The organism is Novosphingobium oxfordense, assembly GCF_044029435.1.
In the GTDB taxonomy this organism is placed as follows: Bacteria; Pseudomonadota; Alphaproteobacteria; order Sphingomonadales; family Sphingomonadaceae; genus Novosphingobium.
The window spans coordinates 3,612,582-3,633,226 of record NZ_CP147005.1 but is presented as its reverse complement, the minus strand read 5'-3'; the positions used below and the strand labels follow the sequence as shown (position 1 = coordinate 3,633,226).

10 protein-coding genes and 1 tRNA gene are annotated in these 20,645 nt (G+C 65.0%); 2 read left to right on the top strand and 9 right to left on the bottom strand.

Annotated features, from left to right (window positions below):
• Positions 1-3: 3 nt before the first annotated feature.
• The 6 genes from WBP07_RS17230 to WBP07_RS17205 all read right to left on the bottom strand — a co-directional run bounded on the left by WBP07_RS17230 (position 4) and on the right by WBP07_RS17205 (position 12,047).
• Positions 4-77, bottom strand: a tRNA-Gly gene (locus WBP07_RS17230).
• A 138-nt stretch (positions 78-215) separates the two neighbouring features.
• Positions 216-3,068: a TonB-dependent receptor plug domain-containing protein gene (locus WBP07_RS17225; protein WP_395392850.1), complete on the bottom strand. Its 2,853-nt coding sequence runs from the start codon at positions 3,066-3,068 to the stop codon at positions 216-218.
• A 243-nt stretch (positions 3,069-3,311) separates the two neighbouring features.
• Positions 3,312-4,547, bottom strand: a complete 1,236-nt coding sequence (locus WBP07_RS17220) for a glycoside hydrolase family 27 protein (protein WP_395392848.1) — start codon at positions 4,545-4,547, stop codon at positions 3,312-3,314.
• Between the two features lie 115 nt (positions 4,548-4,662).
• Positions 4,663-7,101, bottom strand: a complete 2,439-nt coding sequence (locus WBP07_RS17215; RefSeq protein WP_395392846.1) for a glycoside hydrolase family 3 N-terminal domain-containing protein — start codon at positions 7,099-7,101, stop codon at positions 4,663-4,665.
• 8 nt (positions 7,102-7,109) lie between these two features.
• On the bottom strand, positions 7,110-8,657 hold the full coding sequence (locus tag WBP07_RS17210; protein WP_395392843.1) for a tryptophan halogenase family protein: 1,548 nt from the start codon (positions 8,655-8,657) through the stop codon (positions 7,110-7,112).
• Positions 8,658-8,921: 264 nt separating this feature from the next.
• Complete coding sequence (locus tag WBP07_RS17205) at positions 8,922-12,047, bottom strand: TonB-dependent receptor (RefSeq protein ID WP_395392841.1); 3,126 nt, start codon at positions 12,045-12,047, stop codon at positions 8,922-8,924.
• A 322-nt stretch (positions 12,048-12,369) separates the two neighbouring features.
• Here WBP07_RS17205 and WBP07_RS17200 point away from each other — a divergent pair, with 322 nt between their 5' ends.
• Both WBP07_RS17200 and WBP07_RS17195 read left to right on the top strand, forming a co-directional pair.
• Positions 12,370-13,605, top strand: a complete 1,236-nt coding sequence (locus WBP07_RS17200; RefSeq protein WP_395392840.1) for an ROK family transcriptional regulator — start codon at positions 12,370-12,372, stop codon at positions 13,603-13,605.
• A gap of 61 nt (positions 13,606-13,666) precedes the next feature.
• A complete protein-coding gene (locus WBP07_RS17195) occupies positions 13,667-14,656 on the top strand; it encodes an ROK family protein (protein ID WP_395392839.1) in 990 nt (329 codons plus the stop codon).
• Positions 14,657-14,713: 57 nt separating this feature from the next.
• On the opposite strand, the gene WBP07_RS17190 is transcribed toward WBP07_RS17195, so the two are convergent.
• Genes WBP07_RS17190 through WBP07_RS17180 form a run of 3 tightly spaced genes read right to left on the bottom strand, consistent with a single transcriptional unit; the run spans position 14,714 to position 20,351 of the window.
• A complete protein-coding gene (locus WBP07_RS17190; protein ID WP_395392838.1) occupies positions 14,714-16,177 on the bottom strand; it encodes a carboxylesterase/lipase family protein in 1,464 nt (487 codons plus the stop codon).
• The gene (locus WBP07_RS17185; protein WP_395392837.1) at positions 16,174-16,962 is read right to left on the bottom strand and encodes a GDSL-type esterase/lipase family protein; all 789 of its coding nucleotides are present in this window, start codon (positions 16,960-16,962) and stop codon (positions 16,174-16,176) included. Before WBP07_RS17185 ends, WBP07_RS17190 begins: the two co-directional genes overlap by 4 nt.
• A gap of 2 nt (positions 16,963-16,964) precedes the next feature.
• A complete protein-coding gene (locus tag WBP07_RS17180; RefSeq protein WP_395392836.1) occupies positions 16,965-20,351 on the bottom strand; it encodes a glycosyl hydrolase 2 galactose-binding domain-containing protein in 3,387 nt (1,128 codons plus the stop codon).
• Positions 20,352-20,645: the final 294 nt, after the last annotated feature.

The following is a 20,645-nucleotide window of genomic DNA, read 5'->3' as shown; positions in this document are numbered from 1 at the left end:
AATTGGAGCGGGTGAAGGGAATCGAACCCTCGTATTCAGCTTGGGAAGCTGCTGCTCTACCATTGAGCTACACCCGCGCGCCGGCTTGGCCGGAGGCGAGGCATTGGCACGGGGACCGGCTCCTCGTCAATATGGCCACCGCATCAATTCGAGAAAAGCCCGGCTCGATGGGGATCGAGCCGGGCAAGGTGGGAGAAAGATCGTGCGACGCGCGATCAGAGCTTCAGACGCACGCCCGCCAGGAAGGCGCGCCCCACCGGATCGTCGCTCAGCGCGAACCCATCGCGCAGGCCGGCGCGGGTACCGTTGCCCGAATAGGCGGCCGCTGGCGGCTTGGTGTCGAACAGGTTGGTGACGTTGACGTAGAACTCCGCCTTGCCGAAGCCTGCGTCGGCGTCGAAAGTCAGCGTGAGGTTGGTGGTGGCGAATGAATCGACGTGGTTGCTCGCCCAGTACTGCGTCGGATCGCCGCCCAGCTTCATCGCGCCGCGCCAGCGTTCCAGCAAGTCTACGGTCAGGTGCTCTGCCGGCTTGAACTGTGCGAAGGCACTGATCCGCCAGGCCGGGCCGGCCGACAGCCCCAGCGGGCCGAAAGCGACATTGCCCTGGTCCAGCGTGGCCGTGCCCTCCTGACGGTAATAGACATGCGGCTGCCACGACGTGAGCACGCGCAACGATGCAGGGCGACCGAACAGGCTGGTGCGGTAGTTGCCCTCCACATCGATGCCCCAGGTCTCCACTTGGGCGAGGTTCATGTAGAGGGTGTACCAGTGCGTCACGGCATTCGCGGCGCTGGTGTCCGTGTAGCCGTTCGGACGATCCTGCAAAGAGCAGTAGAACGAGGTTCCCCCGCTGTCGTAGCAGGCCTTCTGGTAGGCGGTCGTCGAACCGGCGATCTGCGTCACCGCATCGTCGATGGTGATGTGATAGGCGTCCACCGCGATGCTGGCATGCGACGTGGGCGTCCAGACAACGCCCCCCGTCAGCGTATTGGCGATTTCCGCCTTGAGGTTCGGGTTCGAAAGATCGGTCTGCTGCACGCTGGGGCTGGTGTTGGTGAGCAGGTCCACCGGATTGACCGGCACCGAGTTGGCCGGGGCAAAGAGTTCATACAGCGTGGGCGCCCGGATATCGCGCGACCGGGTGCCGCGGATCCGCAGCGTATCGGTCACGTGCCAGTCCAGCCCGGCCTTCCAGGTCCAGTACGTGCCTGAAGTGTTGTAGTGCGTGTAGCGCGCGGCGCCGTTGACGTTGAGCGCCTGGATGAACGGCACGTCCTTCAGCAGCGGAACATCGACTTCGATCGCCGCCTCGTAGACGGTCTGGCTGACTTTGGGCGATGCCGCAAAGCTGTTGAGCCAGAGCTTGGTCGTGGCGGTGCAATTGTAACGCAGGCCCGTGCAGTCCGCATATTCGTTGGGATCGGTATCGCTGTCCGCATCGAAGCTGACCTTGCGCCATTCGGCCGAGAGCGCGGCGTTGATCGGGCCGGCCCAGGTGCTGAGCGGCGATCCCGCGATGCTGCCGGAGACGTTGTTCATCCGCGTCTGCGCCCGATAATGGGTGCTGGGCATCACATAGGCCATCGCGGCCTGGCTGGCGGCGGTGGGACCGAAGACGTTGAGCGGCACGCAGCCCGGCATCTGACCCGGATTCGTGAGGGTGACGCGGCAGACCACGTTGCCCGTCGCCGGATCGGTGACCGCGTCGAGCGCCGCGGCTAGGTTCTGGTTGTTGACGTTGTTGTTCAGCGTGGTCTTGAGCGTGGTGACGCCCCAGACATAGTCGAGCTTCCAGTCGAAGGTTCCCAGCTTGCCATCGAACCCGGCATTCGCGGTCCATTGATCGGTGTGCGAAACCGAGTTGAGGCGGCCGGATTCATTGACCATCTCGCCGAACTTGAAGGAGCTGACACCCGCCATCGCGTCCTGATAGGCCTGCGGCAGGAAGGCATTGGTCGAACTCATCGTCACGCCCGAGAGGCGGAGCGGATCGGCCCAGTTCTGGTTGCTCTTGATGTCGCCGGCAACTTGCGCGTGGAAATGGACCGTGTCGCTGACGTCGAAGTCGAAGCGGCCGAAGAGCTGGTTGAATTCCAGCGGAGAGACCAGCGAACTGTCGTAATAGCCGCCGTCGCCGCCGATCTCCAGGCCGCTGGTGCCCGTCGTCGCGCCGTGGACGAAGGGCCGCAGAACGCCATTCTCGCCAAAGATCTGCCCGGCCAGCGGGCCGCTGGTGATCAGCCCGCCGAATGGGGTGTTGGCCTGGCGAACGTCGTGCTGGAGCACGTAAGGATTGGTGGCAGTGCCGGTGCCGGTCACGCCGATACTGTCGAGATAATCGCGCGAGGAGCGATACTTGACGCCGCCCTCCTTCCGATACTCGTAGCTCGCCTCGATATGGCCGCGCCCGCCGAACAGGCTGGTGCCACCGGCCACGCCGATGTCATATTGCGAGGCGTCGCCCCGCTGTGAAATGCCGCTGCTGGCTTGCACCTTCAGGCCGTTGAAACCCTTGTCGATTACGTAGTTGACGACACCGCTGACCGCGTCCGAGCCGTAGACGGCGGAGACGCCGCCGGTCACGGTGTCGACACGCTGAACCAGCATCTGCGGGATGATGTCGACATCGACCACGCCGTTCAGCAACGTCGGCGGAACGCGGAGGCCGTCCATCAGCACCAGAGTGCGGGTGGGGCCAAGGTTGCGCAAGTTGAGCTGGTTGGCCGAACCGTTGCCGGCACCGCCGCTACCGGTCGAGGTGGGATTGCTGGTGCGGCCGCGCGCGCCGGCGAACACCGGCAATGCATTGAGGGCGTCGGCCAGCGTGCCGGGCTGGACTGCCAGAAGGTTCGAGGGTTGCACCACGGTGACCGGCGACGGCATGGAATCGCCATTGCGGATCGCACGGGAACCAGTGACGATGATGTCCTGTGCCGGGACGGCGGCGGGTTCGCTGGAGGAAGTATTTTCTGCAGGACCCGACGGTGCATCTTGCGCCAGCGCCGGAACGGCATGCAACAGACTGGCGCCGCACAGTAGTGCGGCAGCCCGGTGGGCTTTCCTCATCACAACCTCCCATTGGATCGGCGACTTCATGCGCCGAAAAGACCTTGTTCGGCGATCTGCGGGATCGCCGTTATTTTGCTGTCTTGTTGCAGCTTTGTTATCGGTCTTTGCAGGAAGGGTGTGATTGAAACAGGCACCCCGGGTATTCACAACGGGTATTCACAATGAGGTGGGAGTGCTGCAGTCGACGGGGATGCACCTGGGGCTAACCTTTGGCGCATCCCGGCAACTCATTTCGCGATATCAGGGCGCCAGCGTCACCATTACCACGTCGTGCGGCGCGACCGTGGCCGAATAGCTGCCCTTCATCGCGCCCAGATCGCGGTGGGCCCAGAGGTCGCGCAGTTTCAGCGACTGAGCGGCCGGATAGTCCAGCTGCGTCCAGTTCACCGTCAGTTTCACCGGTGTCTCACCCCGGTTGAACAGCAGCGCGGCGCGCTTGCCGTCGGCCAGCGTGCGAACCCAGACTTCACCGTCCCCATCCTTGGCGATGCGGCGACCCTGGCGGCCCAGCTTGTCCTGATCGACCGCGATCACATCCTTGTTCAGCAGGATCGCCTTGGTGTCCGCGCTCATGTTCGCCACGTCGTTGCCGGCGATCAGGGGAGAGGCCATCATCGACCAGAGCGAGAAGTGGCTGCGATACTCTGCCGTGGTCATGCCGCCGTTACCGACTTCCAGCATGTCCGGATCGTTCCAGTGTCCCGGCGCGGCATAAGGCCAGAGCGGCTCGTTCAGGTCGACGATACTGAGCATGCCCAACGCATAGCCGTGCTTGCCGGACCACTTGTCGGTAATGTCGCCCGTGGTGCGCCAGATGTTGCCGATCTTCGAGGCCCAGAGCCACGGCTTGTTGGTGCCCCATTCGCAGAGCGAGAGCAGCACGTCCCGCCCGGTGGAGCGCAGCGCGTCGGACATCAGCGCATAGGCTTCCTCGGCATTGCGGCTGCCGGTGCTGCACCAGTCGTACTTCAGGTAATCGACGCCCCACGACGCGTAAGTGATCGCGTCCTGATATTCGTGGCCCTGACTGCCCGGGCGGCCGCCGCAGGTCTTGGTGCCGGCATCCGAATAGATGCCGAACTTCAGGCCCTTGGAATGCACGTAATCCGCCGTGGCCTTGATCCCCGAAGGGAAGGCCTTGGCATTGGCGGTGATGAAGCCCTTGGCATCACGCTCGCCATGCCAGCAATCGTCGATCACCAGATAGGTGTAGCCCGCGTCCTTCATCCCGGTCGAAACGATCGCATCCGCCGTGTCGCGGATCGTCTTTTCCGAGATATTGCAGGCGAACTTGTTCCAGCTGTTCCAGCCCATCGGCGGCGTCTGGGCCAGACCATTGGCCACGCGCGCCGGATCCTGCGAGGGCGGCAGGCGGTTCTGGTCAACCTCATCGGCCAGCGCCGGATTGGTGAGCGCCAGAGGAGCAAGGCTCAGGGCGAGCGCGGCGAACTTCGCGAAACGCGGCATCGTGTGCATTTCTCTCTTTCCGGCTTGGAGCAGCTGATCCGATTGCATCGGAGTAGCTGCTCCAAGATTTTGATTTTCCGCGTTTTCCGAGTCATCAGGTGATCCCACCTGATTAGAAAACGCTCTAGTTCGGGCAGATCGCGCCAGTGGGATCGGCATCGAGCTTGATGGTGGCGACCGATATCGTGTCGCCCGCATTGCCTTGCAGCACGAAAGGACGCGCGATCTTCGTCATGTCCGCGCCGGCCTTGGCGAAGCACGAGAGCGAGACCTTGACGCTGCTCCATTGGCCGGGGGCGCCGGTGAAGACCTTGCCGCCGTCGAGGAAGGTTGTGCCTACCCCCAGCTTCGGCGCAGCGGCTCCCTTGGCATCGACGCGGTAGTCGATGCGCAGGCTGAGCATGGCGTTGCTCTGGCGGTTGAGGTCGACCGTGGGCCCTTCGATGCGCACTTCGCCGGGGCCGGAGAAAGTCAGCTGGCGCGCGCCTTCCTGCGTGCCGCCGCCGTCCACGTTCTTCACCGCGACCGCTCCGCCGGTGGCGAGCTTCCACGGCGTCAGCACCTTGCCCGGCAGATAGTAGACCGAGACGTTCGAGAGCGAGGCATCAAGCCCGGCCACTTCGCTCAACTGCGGGACCGTGGTCTTGTCCTTGTAGGTGAGGCCGTAGCCATAGGCGAACTGCGGGTCGTAACCCGGCTGGCCCACGTTGTTGGCGAACTGGCCTGCGTTCTTCGGCCAGGAGTAGCTGAGCTTGCCGCGGAAATCCTTGTTCGGCGTGCCGTCCTTCTTGGCGACCAGTACATCGGCCAGCCCCTCACCCTCCGAACCGGGCAGGAAGGCGGCGACGAAGGCGTCGGACTGGTTGATTTCCGGATTCACCCAGAGCGCGCGGCCGGAGATGAAGACCGAGACGACCGGGATGCCCGCCGCTTTCAGCGCCTTCAACTGCGCCAGTGCCTGTTTGTCACCCGGCTGGAATTCCAGCGTGGAGATGTCGCCGACCATTTCGGCGTAAGGCGTCTCGCCGAAGACGACCACAGCAACGTCGGGCTTCGGCCCCGTCACCTTTCCGTCGGCGCTGAGCGTGGCGGTGCCGCCTGCTGCTTCGATGGCAGTCTTCAATCCACCCCAGATCGAGGTGGCACCGGGGAAGTCGGCATTGGTGTTCCCGGTGCCTTGCCAAGACATCGTCCAGCCGCCGGTCTGCATGCCGATATCGTCGGCATGGGTGCCGGTGACGAGTACCTTCTGGCCCGGCTTGATCGGCAGCAGTGCGCCGTTGTTCTTCAGCAGCACCAGCGATTCCGCCGCAGCCTGACGCGCCACCGCGCGATGTTCGGGCTTGCCGAGTTCGGTGCGCTGCTCATAGGGACGCGCGGGATCGAACAGGCCCAGCTTGAACTTCACGCGCAGGATGCGGCGCACCGCGTCGTCCACGCGTGCCATCGGGATCGTGCCGTCCTGAACCTGCTTCAGCGTGTTGTTGAACAGATCCTTCCAGTCGTTCGGCACCATCGCCATGTCGAGGCCGGCGTTGAACGTCTGCGGGCAATTGCCGTTGGTGCAGCCGGGAATCTGCCCATGCGCGTTCCAGTCCCCCACCGTGAAGCCCTGGAAGCCCAGGCGGCCCTTCAACACATCGGTCAGCAGTGTCTTGTTGCCGTGGTTCTTGACGCCGTTCCATGAGGAGAAGCTGGCCATCACCGTCATCGCGCCGGCATCGATGCCGCTGACGTAGCCCGGCGAATGGATCTCGATCAGGTCCTTTTCGGGGATCTGCGCATCGCCCTGGTCGATGCCGCCATGGGTGCCGCCATCAGCGAGGAAGTGCTTGATCGATGCGGCGACATTGCCGTTCTGGATGCGGCTCTTGCCGGGCACCCCCTGAAGTCCGCGCACCATGGCGGCTGAATATTCGCGGGTGATCTCCGGCCGTTCCGAATAGCCTTCGTAGCTGCGGCCCCAGCGATCGTCCTGCGGCACGGTGACGGTGGGTCCGAAGGCCCAGTCGAAGCCGGAGGCGGCGCTTTCGGCAGCAGTCACCTGCCCGATCTTCTCCATCAGCGCCGGATCGCGCATCGCGCCAAGGCCGACGTTGTGCGGGAAGATCGTGGCGCCGAAGACGTTGGAGTTGCCGTGGACCGAATCCATCCCAAAGATCACCGGGATCGGCACGTGGCCGGGGCGCTTCTCGATCGAAATCTGGCGGAAGGCTTCGGCGGTGGCGATCCAGTCGCTGGCCGGGCCACGATCGTTGCCCGAAAGCGGCGGGTCATTGCCGCCACCCAGGATCGAGCCGACCGGATATTCGCGCAGCTCCTCCGGCTTCATCGAGGCGATGGAGGGCTGGATCATCTGCCCGACTTTCTCGCGCACCGACATTTCGGCCATCATCTTGGTGATCTTGGCCTCGGTCTCCGGATCGACCAGCCCAACGCTCTGCGCCTTGGGCCAGAGTTCGGGATGCGCGGTGGCGGCAGCAGGCAGCGGCGCATCGGCCGAGGCCGAAGCCAAAGGCGCAACCGCGCAGGACAGGGCGAGAAGGGAAAGCGTCAGTCGCATCGGGTTTCCTAGGCGGAGTGTAGTGCGGATTGGGGCGCAGAATATTGCGCAGCAGAGGCGGCGCAAGTCTCTGCAATAAACTCTGCGTGCGTCCCCGCCTGCCCCACGGCGCGGGCAATCGCGGCACGCATCTGCGCGAACGAGCCGGCCAGTTCCTCATTGGAAAACTGGTCTGCCAGCGGATCGTAGCGCTGCGGCAGGATGCCGAAACCGGCGAACATCGATAGCCAGCTTGGCGCCTGGAACGAATCCCATTCGAAGCGCGGCAGCTTGCCCGAGCCCTGGAAGGTCCGAATGCGATTCGCCAGCGTCTCCGGCAGGTCCAGCGCGCGGCACTGCTGCCATATCGGCTCATCCCGTTGCCCGCCCCAATAGTGCAGCAACAGGAAGTCGCGGATACGCGCATACTCCAGCGCGGTAATGCGGTTGAATTCGTCCGCCAGCGTGGGATCGAAATCGCTATCCGGGAAGTGGGCGAGCAAACGCTCGATGCCGCTCTGGATCAGCACGATCGAGGTCGATTCCAACGGCTCAAGGAAGCCCGCCGCCAGGCCGAGGGCGACGCAGTTCTTCTCCCACACCCGGGTGCGATGCCCGGTGCGGAAGCGCAACATGTTGGGCTCTGCCAGCGCTTCGCCTTCAAGGTTGGCGATCAGCGTGGCGGTCGCCTCGTCATCGGAGATATGGCGACTGGAATAGACGTAGCCGTTGCCGACGCGATGCTGGAGCGGGATGCGCCACTGCCATCCCGCCGCAAGCGCGGTGCTGCGGGTATAGGGCGTCAGTTCGTCGCCATGGGCGCAGGGCATCGCCACTGCCCGGTCGCAGGGCAGCAGGTGCGTCCAGTCCTCGTAAGGCACTTCCAGCGTCTGGCCGAGGAGCAGGCTGCGGAAGCCCGAGCAATCGACGAACAGATCAGCCTCCAGCGTGCGCCCGTCGCTCAGCGAGACGGAGGCGATGCGGCCGGTTTCGCTGTCGCGGCTGGCACCGGAAATCGTGCCTTCGATATGGCGCACGCCCAGCATATCCCGCGCGCGCTGGCCCAGGAAGCGGGCGAACAGCCCGGCGTCGAAATGGATCGCCCAATCGAACACACCCAGATCGTTGGCGGGCTGTTCGGGCGGCAACACCATCAGGTTGCGCATCGCCGCCTGCGTGGGCAGGCAATATTCGGACAGCGGCGTATCGTCCCCGGCCATGCGGCGCTTCAGCCAATACTGGTGGAACGGCACCGAAAAGGCATCGACGCCATAGCGGCCGAAGGGGTGGAAAAAGCTGGTTTCCGGGCGTAACCAGTCACGGAATTCGATGCCCAGCTTCACGGTGCCCTGCGTGGCCTGCATCACTTCGGCTTCGGTCACGCCGATGGCCTTGAAGTAATCGCGGATCGCGGGAACGGTCGCCTCGCCCACGCCGACGGTGCGGATGTCGGGGCTTTCGACCAGAGTGATTTCGATGGGAAGACGGCGCAGGCGCGTCGCCAGAAGATTGGCGGCCATCCAGCCGGCTGTGCCGCCGCCGACGATCAGAATCGAGCGAATCGGTTCGTTTGCCATTGCTTACTCTCCCGGCAAGCTTGTTAGGCTGCAGAACCTGTTTGGAAAATGCTTGGAATGGCATTTCCAGTGCGGCATCGGCCCGCTCCCCACCCGACCGCCCATAGGGTACTATCGTTGGGTGGTCGGTTGGGGGAGCGGGCCGATGCCGCGAAATTCGCTTCCGGCGAATTTCCAAACAAGCGCCTAAACTCGCCGATACTGCCTGAAAGGGATCCCCCCGCCCGGAGGAGGAGTGGGCGGGGGGAAGAGGGAGGGAGCGGGTTAGAACTTGACGCGGACGCCTGCGGTGTAACGACGCTCGAAGATGTTGTTGTAGGCCTTCTGGTCCTTCCAAGTGAGGTAGTACTTTTCGTACTCACCCGTCAGGTTCGAACCCTGCGCATAGAGCGTCACGTTGGGCGTGAAGTCGTAGCTGACCGAAGCGTCGACATAGTTGGTCGGCGCTTGATAGAGTTCGAGGCCCTGAATGCCACCGAAGTCCGACTGGACAGCGCGCTTGGAACGGAAGTTCCATGCGACGCGCGCCTGGAAGTGCGAGTCCTGATAGAACAACGCGGCGTTGGTCTGGATCTTCGAGTTATCCTGGAACGGGATCTTGCCGCCAGCCAGGTCCTTCTTGCCGGTGTCGGACGGCGAGAAGGTGAAGTTGGCATCGATGCCGAAGTTACGCAGGAAGTCAGGCACGAAGTTCAAGTCGAGGAACGAGAGCTTGGCGCCCGCCTCGATGCCCTGCAGCGTGCCACCGGTGCCCTGCACCGGCGTGCTGATCGACACGGTACGGCCACGCACCACGCCATCGTTGTCGGGCAGGTCGGTACGGACGACGTTGCCGCTCTGGATGAAGCTGTCGACCGCGATGTGGAATGCACCCAGGCTCAGCAAGCTGCCGCGGCCCATGTAGTATTCCAGCGAGGCTTCGACGTTGGTTGCGCGCCACGGATCCAGCTGCGGGTTACCGTTCTGGCTACCGCCGGTCACGCGGAACACCGGGCTACCCGGGTTGCTGGTGTCGATCGCGTAGTTCGGCGTCAAACCGCCGCCCCACTGGTTGAGGTCGAGCAGCGTCATCGTCTTCGAGAAGGCCACGCGGAGCTTCAGGTTCTGCTGAAGGTCGAAGGCGACGTTGAAGGCCGGCAGAATGTCGGTGAAGTCGCGCTTGGTCTGCACCGACCCTGCCAGCGTGTTGGCCATGCCGTAAGGCTGCGGGCTGCCGGTGACGTACTGCGTCACGTCAAGGCGGGTGTCGATGATCTTGACGCCCGCGTTACCCGAGAACGGCAGGCCGAACAGGTCGCCCTTGAAGTCGGTCTGGACGTAGCCCGAGATCTGCTTGACGCCCACCTTGTAGGACGAGCCGGGGTTCATGACCTCTACGTTGCCGGGGTAGAAGCTGTTCTGGAATGCCAGCGCGTTGTCCATCGCCTTCGGGTTCAGGACATACATGTTGGGCACGCCGGCAACGCCGGTGTTGAACTGCTTGACCATGCTGGCCAGCGTGGGATCGGTGGCGAGACGGGTCAGCCCGGCGGTGTAGAATCCGGAGGCATCGCCCGCGCTGCACGAGCTGTCGCTCATCGGCACGTCGAAAGCCTTCCACTTCACCAGGCAGCCGTTCGGATCGCTGGCCTGACCGGCATAAAGCGGCGCGGCGCGGTCGAACTCGTAATCGCTGACCGAACGGTCCGAATAACGGGCGCCGAAGCTGATCGTGATGTTCGAGTTCGCTTCATAGGAACCATCGGCACGCACGACCTTGAGGTCGCCGTTCTTGCGGAAGTTGCCTTCCGACGACATCGTCTTGAGCGCGTAGTTGCTCATGTCGCCCAGTTCACTGACCAGCTGCGACGGCAAGGTGAAGACCGGCTTGTTCCCGGTGAAGTCCACCACGGCGGGCAGCGAGTTCAGGCCGGCGATCGTGTTGACGGTGTAGCCGTTCGAATTGAACACGCGGTCGCCGGTGGGATAGTGGCCCACGCCGCCCGGCTGCCACTGCTGGCCATCGGACATGCTGAACTGCAGGTAGCTCTGGTCGTAGTACTGGTGAGCCTTGCCATAGACGCCGCGCAGGCTGCCCTTGAACGGGCCGCCGTTGTCGAACTTCAGTTCAAGGTTGTAGTTCTGCGATTGCGAGCGATAGCGGTCGTTCTGGGCATAGGAATCGAAGTTACCCAGATCGTAGTTGTACACCTGCGTGGTGTTGATGTTGTAGGTACGGCCGTCGTTGCCGACGATGGTTGCACCGGTATCGCGCGACTGACCGGGCACGAATTCCGCTGCCTGCCAGTTCACGTCCTGCATCTGGAAGCCGGCCGTGCGGTCGTGCTCGTCCTGCTTGGTGAAGAACGCGTCGCCGGTCAGCGTCAGCGCGTCGTTGATCTCCCACTGCGCGGAGCCGTTGATGCCCAGGCGTTCACGCTGGTTGATCTTGTTCCAGCCGGTGAAGCCCTGCGGCACGATGAAGGCATCGTTCGAATCGCCGTCGCCGTTGACGTCCACACCGCCGGCAACAGCCGTGCCGCGCGGGCGGTTGGCGGGCGAGAAGCCGCCGCTCGACGTGGCGTCGGCAGTGCCTTCGTTATGCAGCGCGGCGCCGTAGCCTTCCTGGATGCCATTGTGCGAGTTCGACAGGCGCACATTCGAATAAGCGGCCGAGACCATGAAGCCGAAGCGGTCGTTATGCCAGGAAACCAGGCCATTGAAGTTCGGATCGAACTTGTGCTTGGTCTTGTCGCCATAGGAACCTTCGGCAGCGGCGGCAAAGGTGAAGCCTTCCTTCAGGTCGAAGGGACGGCGCGTGCGCAAGTTGACCGTACCGGTGATGCCCGCGTTCAGCAGGCTGGCGGTGGTCGACTTGATAACGTCGGCGCCGGAGAAAAGCTGCGAGGGAATGTCGCTGAAGTTCGGCTGGACCGCCGTGATCGACTGCGCGCCAAGGTAGGATTCGCCGTTCATCAGCGTCACCACCTGGGGCAGGCCGCGGATGTTGATGGTCGAACCTTCGCCGGCGCTGCGCAGGATCTGCACGCCCGGAATGCGCTGGAGCGAGTCGGAAATGGTGACGTCCGGCAGCTTGCCGATGTCCTGCGCGGAAATGGAATCGACCACGGAGGTGGCGTCGCGCTTGATGGCAACCGCGCGCTCCTGCGAACCGCGGATACCGGAAACGACGATTTCACCGCCGGTGGAAGCATCTTCGTCGCCATTCGCGGCGGTCTGCGGCGCGGCGGCGGCATTGAGCGCCGCTGAGTCTGCCACTGCCAGGCGGGTGGCGACGCCGGTAACGACCGGGGCCACTTCCTGTGCGATGGCACTGTGCGCGGTACCAAGCGCGACGAGCGATGTCGCCGTCAGCAGGACGCCACGATTCACGAAACGATGTCGGATCATTCCCCCAAAACTCCTCTCCTCGCACGCCGTTGGCGTGGACCTTGTTTTCTATGCGGAGAGGATGCCGGCGGTTCGCCGGTACTATCTTCCTCTCCTGCCACGAGGTTTCTTGTTGTGACTCGTGTTGCCTTAGACATCCGCTCAAACCCAAAAGGCGTCAACTTAAATTTTTTCTTTTTTGTTAGTTTGCGTGACTGGGTGGTTGTATTCAGGACCGATGAAAAGAGAGGATCGCACCCGCAAGGGCACGGAAATGGCGGCAAAGCAGACAGACAACGCCCCTGGGATGTCAGGCGGGCCCCCGGACGCAACATTGGCAAAAATGCAACTCGCCACCGGAAAAACGACCGCCGCGGCCCGCACGGGCAAGCGACTTGCGGTATCGCTTTCCGGCACCAATCTGGCGCGCGCCAGCGACTACAACCAGCGCATCGTCCTGCAGGCGATCCGTCTGGCGGGCGAAACCACGCGGATCGCGCTGGCCAACCAGACCGGGCTGACCCCGCCGACGATCGCCAATATCACCACCCGGCTGGAAGACATGGGCCTTGTCGCCCAGATCGGGCGCAAGCATGGCGGACGCGGCCAGCCCGCGCTGCGGCTGGCGATCGACCCCGACGGCGCCTTTGCGATCGGCCTCAATGTCGACCGCGACCACATCACCCTCGTCACGCTGGACCTTGCAGGCGAAGTGCGCAGCCGCGTCACCCGCGAAGTACGCTTCGCCATGCCGGCGGACGTGGTGGCGATCATCGGCGATGAACTCGACGGACTACTGGCGGCCGGCGAGGTGGACCGCGAGCGCGTGCTGGGCGTCGGAGTCGCGCGGCCGGACGACCTTGGCGGCATCGCCCTGCCCCACAAGCCGGCAGGCTACGAGAGCTGGAGCGCAGTGGATTTCTCCCAATTGCTCAAGGACGTGCTGCCCTGGCCGGTGCATGTAGACAACGACGCGGCGGCGGCGGCACTGGGCGAGGCGCAAGGCGTTGGCGGGCAGGATCGGCCCAGTTTCTTCTACCTGCTGATCAGTGCCGGCCTTGGCGGCGGACCGGTGATCGACGGCACCTATTATCGCGGCGCACGTTCGCGCAGCGGCGAAATCGGCCTGCTGCCCGATCCCGGCGGCGCCGCGCCGGGCGCACTGGTGCAGGACACCGTCTCGCTCTCCGCCATCGAGGAGCGGCTTGAACTGGCCGGCCGAAAGCTGGATCGGCTGGACGATCTGCTGGCGCTGGACCCGGTGATGGCGACCACGGTGGACCAATGGATCGCCGATGCCACCCGCGCCCTCACCGCGCCGTTGGTGGCGGTTTCCTGCCTGTTGGACCCTGACGCCATCCTGATCGGCGGACGCCTGCCGCTGCCCCTTATCACGCGCCTCTCGGCCCGGATCGAAGCGGCGCTGGGCCAGGTGCCGATGCCCAACCGGGTTCCGGTTCAACCCGCGCAGATGGCCAGCGATGCGCCTGCCATCGGCGCCGCGATCCTGCCTTTCCTCGACGAATTGCTGCCTTCGGACACGATTTTGATGCAGGCCGGTCGCTCACTCGCTGGCTAAAAAAAAGAATTTGTCTTAATTTTGCGACATGCCATGATAAGGCCCTAAGCGGCGCGCACCGATGGGGAAGCGCGCACGCGACTGGAGAGGGTTCTATGACGCGCACCTCGCGCAACGGCCGGGCAGCAGCGTGAGCTTGCGCATCGGTATCGATTTCGGCGGCACCAAGATCGAGGCGGCCGCCCTCGACGAGCAGGGTACGGTCATCCATCGGCAGCGGACGGAAACGCCCGACCGCTATGACGTGGCGCTGTCCACGCTGCGCGACCTTGTCGCCGCCGTGGAAGGCCACCTTGGGCGCCGCGCGCTCGTCGGCATCGGCACCCCCGGTTCGGCGGTGCAGGGCACCGGGCTGATCCGCAATGCCAACTCCGTCTACCTCAACGGTCAGCCCTTCCAGCGCGACCTTGAGCAGACGCTGGGCCGCGAAGTGCGGCTGGCTAACGATGCCAACTGCTTTGCCCTTTCCGAAGCCGTGGACGGCGCGGCCGCGGGCAAGGCATCGGTGTTCGGCCTGATCATCGGCACCGGCTGCGGCGGCGGACTGGTGATCGACCGCAAGGTGATCGGCGGCGCACACGGCCTCACCGGCGAACTGGGGCACATGCCTCTGCCCGATCCTCAGCCCGACGAACTGCCCGCGCCCGCCTGCTGGTGCGGGCTGCGCGGCTGCTTCGAATCCTGGGTTTCCGGCACCGGCTTCCGCCGCGCATTCGTGGTTGCAACCGGGCGCGACCTCAGTTCACCGGCCATCGTCGAGGCCGCGCTGAATGGCGATCCGGACGCGAGAGACGCGCTGGACCGCTATCGCGACCGACTGGCGCGCGGCCTTGCCGTTGTCGCCAACCTGATCGATCCGGATACGATCGTACTGGGCGGCGGCATGTCGAATGTCGCGCCGATCTATGAGGGGCTTGCCGAGGGCGTGCGCGCGCGCAGCTTCTCCGGCGCGTGGACCGGCGACGTGGTGCAGGCGCGCTGGGGCGACAGCTCCGGTGTGCGCGGCGCGGCGCTGCTGTGGACTGTCGAGGAAGCCGCGGCGGCTTTATGAGCTTTTCACACGGAGGCTCGGGGGAAGACCGCCGCGCCTCCGTGTGAAATCCTTAAGTCAGGGCGCCGCGCGCAAGGCGCAAGTCTGCGCCGACAAACCGTTCACCCGCCGCGCGCCGGCCGCCGTCAATTCAAGGCTCGTCGCCTGCGCACCAAAGCCCGGCCATGCGGGTAGCCCCGGCCCATTCGGATCGCCGGTTTTCGCGAAGTTGGTCCAATAGGCCGCCAGCGGCGCCACGGCATCCGGCGCGGCCCCATCGTCCGCCAGCACGAAGCGGATCTCCGAACCGTGGGTCACCGGCTTATCCCCAGGGCCATCGATATCGAACTGATAGTGCCATGTCGCACCGCCCGTCCGCACGCGCTCGGCAGCGACATGCAGCGAAGGACAGCGGAAAGTAAGGTCGTTGGCCAGCCGCAGGTCAAGGTCCGCTGGCGGCGTACCGCCCGGCGCCAGCCCATAGGCCGCCATCGCCTTCTGGGCATTGGCGCCGAACCCCTGCTCGATCGCGCGCTGCGGCGTACCGTAGAGGCCGAGTTCGAGCCGGTTGTTGCCAAGGATCAGCGGAATGTCGCTGCCCACCCCACGCGCAAGCGAGGCGGCTGGAGTTTCCTTCAGCACGACACCATCGACCACGGCCTGAAGCCAGATGAAGCTGTCATCGTCGAGCCCGGGCACGTCGGCATGCTCGCTCGCCTCGATCAGCGCCTTCGCCGGCAACGCGCGGAGCTGTGCGGCGGTGGCGTGGGTGGGCGCACCAGCGGCCGTGGCGATGATCTCGCCCAGCGCCTCGCTCTCCTTCAGCGAGCGCGGGGGCAAGCCAAAGCCGGCCGTGCCGCTTTCCTCGATCGCCTTGTGAAACAGGCCCTTCGCTCCGGGCGAGAGCAGTTGCAGCCCTACATCCTGCGCACCGGCGGATTCGCCGAAGATCGTGACGTTCTTGGGATCGCCGCCGAAGCGCGCAATATTGGCCTGCACCCAGCGCAGCCCGGCTTGCTGATCCATCAGCCCGTAGTTGCCCGAATGCGCGCCCAATGCGGCGTGCGATAGGAAGCCGAGTGCCGAGAGCCGGTACTGCACGCTCACCAGCACCACGCCGCGCGCGACGATCGGGGAATCTCCGGGACCGGGCCCGCCACCTGCACGATTGCCGCCGCCGTGGATCCACACCATCACCGGCATCGACTTGGCCGGGTGCAGTGAGGGCGTCGCCACGTCGAGGTAGAGGCAGTCTTCCGACTGGTTCACCGCCGCATCGTGGTTCCAGCCGTAATCGATCTGGAGGCAGGCCGGCGCCGACTTCATCGTCTGCCGCACGCCCTGCCAGTGCTTCACCGGCTGCGGCGCGCGCCAGCGCAAGTCACCCACCGGGGGTGCGGCGAAGGGGATGCCCCGGAATACCGCGCGGTCATCCGGGCCGGTTTCGCCCTGGATCGTGCCGGCATCGATCTGGACAACCGGCGACGTCGCCGCCGCCGGTGTAACAGCCGTCAGCGCCAGCGCCGCGAACGCCAAACTCATGGAATATTCGCGGCGGGAAGCGGGCGCGGGGCGGGCTTCAGCATGGCCGCCTTGAACGCCGCCTCCGCCACCTTATTCATTACTTCATATCCGGCAACCGTGGGGTGCACGTGGTCAGACGTCAGCCCGTCGCGCGCGCCAAGGCCGGACCCCTTCATGGCCGTCCAGTAATCGGCGTAGACCGATCCCGTCTTCGCCGCATAGCTCTTCAGCCAGGTGTTGAGCTTGACGATATGCATCCCCGTTTCCAGCCCCGGCCGCCACGGAAACTGGTCCGCCGGCGGGATCGAGGCGAGGATCACGCGAATGCCGTGCGCCTGCGCCAGTTCCACCATCGAGCGGTAATTGCCCTGAATCGCCTCGTCGCTGATCGGGCCGGTGTTGCTGGCGATATCGTTGGTGCCGGCCATGATCTGAACGACATCAGGCTTCAGGTCGATCACGTCCTGCCGGAAGCGCAGCAGCATCTGCGAAGTGGTCTGCCCGCCGATGCCGCGCCCGATCCGACCGGGCGTAAAGAACGCGCGGTTGAGATCGTACCAGCCCTGCGTGATCGAATCGCCCATCAGCACGATGCGCGGACGCGGCGCCTTGGCGGCATCCACCGCATTGGCATCGCGATAGCGCGCGGTCCACGCCCAGTCGGTATGCAGCCGATCCTCCGCCGCCTGCATGCCTGCCTGCGCGTTTGCGGCGGCAGGCGCGGTGGGCGCGGGCTGGGCCCTGGCCGATACCGGCAGAGCCAGCGCGGCCAGGGCGAGAAGCGAAGCGGATTTCAGATTCACGATCAGTTTCCTACGGCAAGGGTCCGGGGCTCAACGTTCCAGCCGCGCAGCTTGACCGACGGTGAATTGCCCGCCGCATCCTTCGGCGCGGTGATCGTCACGCTACGGGTTTCGCCCGGAAGCAGCGAGACATAGTTGTCCGAGAAGTAGGCCGGAAGCACCTGCTTGCCCTTGGCATCGAACAGCGTGAGCTTGGTCTGGATCGCGGCGATCTTGCCGGGATTGGTCAGCGTGACCTCGATCTTCGTGTCGTTGCCATCGGTGCTGACCTTGGCCGCGCCGGTCAGCGGCACCGGCGCCATCGCGCTCAGCGCCTGAAGCGCATCGTCGCTGGCGGCCTGCCAATAGAAGTTGTCCGAAAGCCGCGTGCCCGCGCCGTCCAGCGCTTCCAGACGCACCAGCACCGGCCCCGAAGCCATCAGCGGGGCGAGGTCGAGCGTGAAGGCCTCCGCCACCTTGCCGGCCACCGCGTCCACCCTGGCATCGCGCGTGGCGAGCGTACGCCCATCCAGCGCCTGCACCGTCGCCCGCACCGTCACGCCCGGCAGTGCGGCCATGCGGTTGTTGACCAGGATCACCTTGTGGTCAGGCAGGTTCATCTGCACGTGCACCGGCTCCGACGCCTTCTTCATGCCGTAGAACGCGCCGTGGGTGTCGTAATCGGACGAGAACACCTGCCAGGCCGAGCTGGGCCAGGCCGGCTGCGTCATCCACAACATGCGGCCCGAATTCTGGGTCCAGAGGCCGGCATTCATGCCTTCGAAGATCGCGCGGTAGCTTTCGTATTCCAGCATCTGCGCCTTGCGCTCGAAATCGGGCAGGCTGGTGGCCTTGCCGAATTCACGGTCCATAGCATCGGTGAAGCTCTTCACCGCGCCGTTCCCGGTCTGGTGCCAATCGTGATAGGCCCAGGTATCGCTGACCGGCCAGCGCTCACTCGCCGGGATCGCGCGTTCCCACGATTCCAGCGTGGGGAACGAAGGCGTGCCGACTTCCACCGCGAAGCCCTTCGAATATTCGGTGAAGTACTTCTCCGGCTCACGCCAGTTGTACGGCCCGGAATCGTGCAGGTTGATGCGGTTGGAAGAGGCCATGTAGAGCCGCGTGCCGTCTTCCTTGCGGAGAAGCTCGTCCAGCCCTTCGTTGAGGATCGGCTGCGGCACGCCTTCGTTGCGGCCGAACCACAGGACGATCGAGGGGTGGTTGCGGAAGCGTGCAACCACGTCCTTCGCATTGTCCAGGAACAGCGTCGGGTCCTGCGCCTCGATATTGTAGTCCTGCGTCGATTCCCAGAAATCGCTCATGACCATCAAGCCGTATTCGTCGGCCAGATCGAAGAAGCTGGCCTGCGTGTTCTGGCCCACCCAGTTGCGGATCACGTTGACGTGCGCGTCCTGGTGCAGCTTGAAGTAGGGCTCCAGATGCGCGCGATCGACGCGCTTCATGAAGTCGTCCATGCCCACCGAGCCGCCGCGCGCGGCGATGCGCACGCCGTTGACGCGGATGACGAGGAAGGGCGAGAGGCCCTCATCCCCGGCGATCGGAGTGACGGCGGGCGACTTTTCCGCACCCGGCGCGAACGAATAGGCCCAGCCACCCGGCACCTGCCGGATCGCGTCGTGGCGCTCATCGACGATGTGTTGGCCCAGCTTGCGGGCCTTCTCCAGGTCCACGGTCACGCGGTCGAGCTTGCCCTCGCCGTCCACCAGCGACATTTCGTAAGTGACCTGACGCATGCCGAAGCGCACGTCCTTGCTGTCCGAAGGCTGGCCGTCGATCGCGGTTGTCAGGTGCAGCATGTGCAGCGCCGGGGCGCCATAGCCATTCGGCCACCAGAGCTTCGGGTTCTTCACCGCCAGCGCGGCGTCGGTCTCCGGCGAGAAGCGCACGTCCATCGACTGGCGCGCCGGCACGGTCACGCTGCGCTCGACCGTTACGTCGTCGAACGCGGCGCGCACGGTGGCGTTGACCGGGCGGTCGGACAGGTTGGCGACCGGCACGGTGATTTCGATATCGGCCACGCTGTTGTCCGCATTGGGGAGCGTGGTGACGACTTGCGGATCGCCAATCCGCGCATCTCCGCTGGCGAGCAGTTGCACGTCCTGCCAGAGGCCGGTCTGGCGATCGCGGATGGTCGGGATCCAGTCCCAGCCTTCCGATGCACCGAAGGTCGGGCCGTCCAGCATCATCATGCCGCCGTTCTCACCGACGCCGGCGGTCAGCGATTCTTCATGGGCAACGCCGGGGCGCGGCGGCGACGAAACGCGCACGGCAATCGCGTTGCGGCCCGGCTTCAGCAGCGGCGAGACATCGAACTTGCCGCGCACGAAGGCGCCCTTGGTGGTGCCGACTTCGATGCCGTTGACCCATACCTGCGAGGCGAAGTTGACGCCGTTGAGCAGCAGTTCGAGGTGGCGGCCGGAAGCACCGGCAGGAAGATCGAACTCGGTGCGGTACCAATAGTCCTGATGCGCCAGCTTCTCGGGGATGACCAGGTTGTTGAGGCCATGCGCCGGGTCCGGATAGACGCCGCGATCGACCAGCGTGGTCAGCACCGTGCCGGGAACGGTCGCCGCGTACCACTTGGCATCGCCGAAGCCGGGGCGCGAGATTGCGGCGGCATCGCCGTTCACATCCGGCGCGGCGGCGAGCGTCCATTTCTGGAGCGTCCACTTGCCCGCGCCTGCCTCCGCCAGCGGCGCGACTTGCGGCACCGGCTTGGCGACCGGCTTGTCCGGCGCGGCACCGCGCGGCAGCGTCGATGCGGGCTGCGGGGTAACCTGACCCTGCATCTGGCGCACCTGCAATGGCCAGCGCGGGCTGGTTTCCGCGAACTGGATCAGCGCCGGATTGGGCGGCGTGGCAGCAGCGGCATAAGTCCCGGCATCGAGACGCAGGCCGGCAATGTGCGCAGCAGGCGCCGGAGCCGATCCGACCAGCAGGCGCGCGGGCTGCGCGTTCAGCGACTGCGCGAGCGTGGCGACAGCTTTGCCATCGACCGAAAGGGTCAGGCCCTTGGCCGTGCTGACAAGTGCGAAACGATGCCATCCGCCACTGCGCAGCGCAGCGCCTCCGGCGGTCTGGCCATTGGCGCTGAGCACCGGCTTGCCGCCGGTCACTGCAACCGAGACGAGCGCGGTATCGCTGTCCTTACCGGCCAGGGCGGCCAACGTGCCGCCTTCATTGCCATCCAGCGATGCCCAGAACGAGAGCGTCCAGTCGCCCGCCGGCACGGTCACGTCGCGCGACCATACGGGGCTGGCAGGAATCACGGCGAGATCGAAAGGCCCGGCGACTTGGGCGGTTGCGGCCTGCGATGTGGCCAGCACCGCCATGGCGCAAGCCGTCATCCATACCGTGCGCGCACGCAGTTTCGCCCCGTTTCTCATCCTCTTCCCTTTCAATGTCGCAGCCCGTTTCGGGCTTTCGCGGACACCAAACACGTCCCTGCGCAAAAGCCAAATGTTTTTATATAATCGGTTGCGGATAGATGGGTGTTTCGGTTGATCGCGCGGCGCTCTCGCATCGTCACCCGTGACCGCCCACCAAACAACTCTCTCGCTCAAAGCCGCCCGTCATCCCCGCGAAGGCAGGGATCCCGCTTTTCTTCGCGGCGTGGAGAAAAAGGAAGCGGGCACCCGCCTTCGCGGGGGCGACGAGGTATGTGTTGAACGGGAGTGCCT

Coding starts and splice junctions, on each gene's coding strand:
- WBP07_RS17225 (WP_395392850.1), bottom strand. CDS start 3,068: ATGAGGAAAGCCCACCGGGCTGCCGCACTACTGTGCGGCGCCAGTCTG.
- WBP07_RS17220 (WP_395392848.1), bottom strand. CDS start 4,547: ATGCACACGATGCCGCGTTTCGCGAAGTTCGCCGCGCTCGCCCTGAGC.
- WBP07_RS17215 (WP_395392846.1), bottom strand. CDS start 7,101: ATGCGACTGACGCTTTCCCTTCTCGCCCTGTCCTGCGCGGTTGCGCCT.
- WBP07_RS17210 (WP_395392843.1), bottom strand. CDS start 8,657: ATGGCAAACGAACCGATTCGCTCGATTCTGATCGTCGGCGGCGGCACA.
- WBP07_RS17205 (WP_395392841.1), bottom strand. CDS start 12,047: ATGATCCGACATCGTTTCGTGAATCGTGGCGTCCTGCTGACGGCGACA.
- WBP07_RS17200 (WP_395392840.1), top strand. CDS start 12,370: ATGCAACTCGCCACCGGAAAAACGACCGCCGCGGCCCGCACGGGCAAG.
- WBP07_RS17195 (WP_395392839.1), top strand. CDS start 13,667: ATGGGGAAGCGCGCACGCGACTGGAGAGGGTTCTATGACGCGCACCTC.
- WBP07_RS17190 (WP_395392838.1), bottom strand. CDS start 16,177: ATGAGTTTGGCGTTCGCGGCGCTGGCGCTGACGGCTGTTACACCGGCG.
- WBP07_RS17180 (WP_395392836.1), bottom strand. CDS start 20,351: ATGAGAAACGGGGCGAAACTGCGTGCGCGCACGGTATGGATGACGGCT.